This is a genomic window from Leucobacter soli, from assembly GCF_042659205.1.
In the GTDB taxonomy this organism is placed as follows: domain Bacteria; phylum Actinomycetota; class Actinomycetes; order Actinomycetales; family Microbacteriaceae; genus Leucobacter; species Leucobacter soli.
In genome coordinates this window covers 1-2,647 of record NZ_JBHSRW010000282.1, presented here as the reverse complement: position 1 = coordinate 2,647, position 2,647 = coordinate 1, and the positions used below count along the sequence as shown (strand labels likewise).

The following is a 2,647-nucleotide window of genomic DNA, read 5'->3' as shown; positions in this document are numbered from 1 at the left end:
CGCGTGCTCGGCGGCGGCATCGTGCCCGGGGCCGCGGTGCTCTTCTCCGGCGAGCCGGGCGTCGGCAAGTCCACGCTGCTGCTCGACGTGGCCGCGCGGATCGCGGCGCTCGGCGGGCGGGTGCTCTACGCGAGCGGCGAGGAGTCGACCGGGCAGATCCGCATGCGCGCCGAGAGGACCGGTGCGCTCCACGACACGCTGTTCCTCGCGAGCGAGAACGATCTCGGCACCGTGCTCGGCCACATCGATGCGGTCGAACCCGACCTGCTGATCGTGGACTCCGTGCAGACCCTCGCCAGCGACCAGGTCGAGGGCGGCGCCGGGGGTCCTGCGCAGGTGCGCGAGGTGGCGAGCGCGCTGATCCGCGTCGCGAAGGATCGGGGCCTGCCCGTGGTGCTGGTGGGGCACGTGACGAAGGACGGGTCGGTGGCGGGTCCGCGGCTGCTCGAGCACCTGGTCGACGTGGTCTGCCATTTCGAGGGGGACCGGCAGACCGCGCTGCGGTTCCTCCGCTCGCTGAAGAACCGCTTCGGGCCGACCGATGAGATCGGGTGCTTCGAGATGACCGGAGAGGGCATCGCCGAGGTGCCGGATCCGTCGGGGCTCTTCCTGAGTCGAGCCGCCGAGCCGGTCAGCGGCACCTGCACCACGGTCGCGATGGAGGGCCGCCGCGCGCTGCCGGTCGAGGTGCAGGCGCTCGTCGCCTCGAGCGCCACGCCGAACCCCCGCCGGGTGACGAGCGGGGTGGACTCGGCCCGCGTCGCGATGATCCTGGCCGTGCTGGAGCGACGCGCGGGGGCGCGCCTCCACGACAAGGACGTGTACGTGTCGACGGTCGGCGGGGTGCGCCTCGTCGAACCGGCGGCGGACCTCGCGATCGCGCTGGCCGTGCTCTCGGCGATCTCGGATCGGCCGCTGCCGCACGACCTCGCCGCGGTCGGCGAGCTGAGTCTGGCCGGCGAGATCCGCCCGGTGGTCGGCGGATCGCAACGGGCCGGCGAAGCGCAACGGCTGGGCTACCGCACGCTGATCGATGCCGAGGCCGGCAGCCTGCACCGGGCGAACGAGCTCGCGCTGGGGCAGCGGTGAGCGAGGGGCGGGGTGCGCACCCCGGTGTGGAGGATCACGCGCGAAGCCGGGGCTAGAATGAGGGTTTGTGAGTAACAACACGGTAGACGTCGCACTCATCGGCGGCGGCATCATGAGCGCCACCCTCGGAACGCTCCTCAAGCAGGTTCAGCCCGACTGGTCGATCGAGATCATCGAATCCCGCGGCCAGGTCGCGACCGAGTCGAGCAACGCCTGGAACAACGCGGGCACCGGCCATGCCGCGCTCTGCGAGCTCAACTACATGCCCGAGGGCGCCGACGGCAGCCTCAGCGCGGACAAGGCGATCGCCATCAACGAGCAGTTCCAGCTGTCCCGCCAGTGGTGGGCGGCGCTCGTGCGCGAGGGCGTGCTGGGCGATCCTGCAGGCTTCATCAACCCGACTCCGCACATGACGTTCGTGCGGGGCGAGCAGAACATCGACTACCTGCGCCGCCGCTACGAGCTGCTCAAGGATCAGCCGCTGTTCGCCGACATGGAGTTCAGCGACGACCCGCAGCAGATCGCCGAGTGGGCGCCGCTGCTCATCGAGCGCCGCTCGAAGGGAGAGTCGTTCGCCGCGACCCGCGCAGTGAGCGGCACCGACGTCGACTTCGGCGCGATCACCCGTCGACTGATCGGCAACCTGGTCGCCCAGGGCGCCGGCCTGCGCCTCGGACAGCGGGCCACGAACCTGACACGTCGAGCCGACGGCGACTGGGACATCGACCTGAGCGCCGGCCTCGGCTATGGCAAGACCCGGATCAGCGCGCGCTTCGTCTTCGTCGGCGCCGGTGGCGGCGCGCTCGACCTCCTGCAGGCCTCCGGCATCCCCGAGATCAAGGGCTACGGCGGATTCCCGATCAGCGGCAAGTTCTTGCGCTGCGACAACCCCGAGGTGGTGGAGCTCCACCGCGCCAAGGTCTACGGCAAGGCGGCCGTCGGCGCACCCCCGATGTCGGTCCCGCACCTCGACACCCGCATCGTCGACGGCAAGGCGAGCCTGCTCTTCGGGCCCTACGCCGGCTTCAGCCCCAACTTCCTCAAGCACGGCTCCTGGTGGGATCTTCCGGGCTCGATCCGTACGCACAACCTGAGCCCGATGGTCAAGGTCGGCCTCAGCGAATTCTCGCTCGAGAAGTACCTGCTCGGAGAAGTGTTCGCGAGCCGCGAGAAGCAGTTCGCGGCCCTCCGGGAGTACATGCCCTCCGCGCGCGCGGAGGACTGGCGGATGATCACCGCCGGGCAGCGCGTGCAGGTGATGAAGAAGGATCCGCAGAAGGGCGGCGTCCTCCAGTTCGGCACCGAGGTCATCACCAGTGCGGACGGCTCGATCTCGGGCCTCCTCGGCGCATCCCCGGGTGCATCGACCGCCGTCCACGCGATGCTCGACATCATGGAGAAGTGTTTCCCCGACGAGTTCGCGCAGCGCTGGAAGGACGAGATCGTCACGCGGATCCCCGCCTACGGCGTCGGCCTCAACGGCGACGCCGAGGCGGCGGCCGCCTCGCTGGCCGACACCGCTGAGGCGCTCGGCCTCACCGGCGCCGCCGTCCCGGCC

Annotated in this window: 2 protein-coding genes; both read left to right on the top strand. The window is 70.7% G+C overall.

The genetic code is table 11. The features are described 5' to 3' along the window. Positions 1-1,089: DNA repair protein RadA (gene radA, locus ACFPZL_RS12125; RefSeq protein ID WP_382335610.1), on the top strand; the 1,089-nt coding region annotated here is incomplete at its 5' end. 67 nt (positions 1,090-1,156) lie between these two features. Further along, on the top strand, positions 1,157-2,647 hold a 1,491-nt coding region (locus ACFPZL_RS12120), incomplete at its 3' end, for a malate:quinone oxidoreductase (protein ID WP_218114299.1).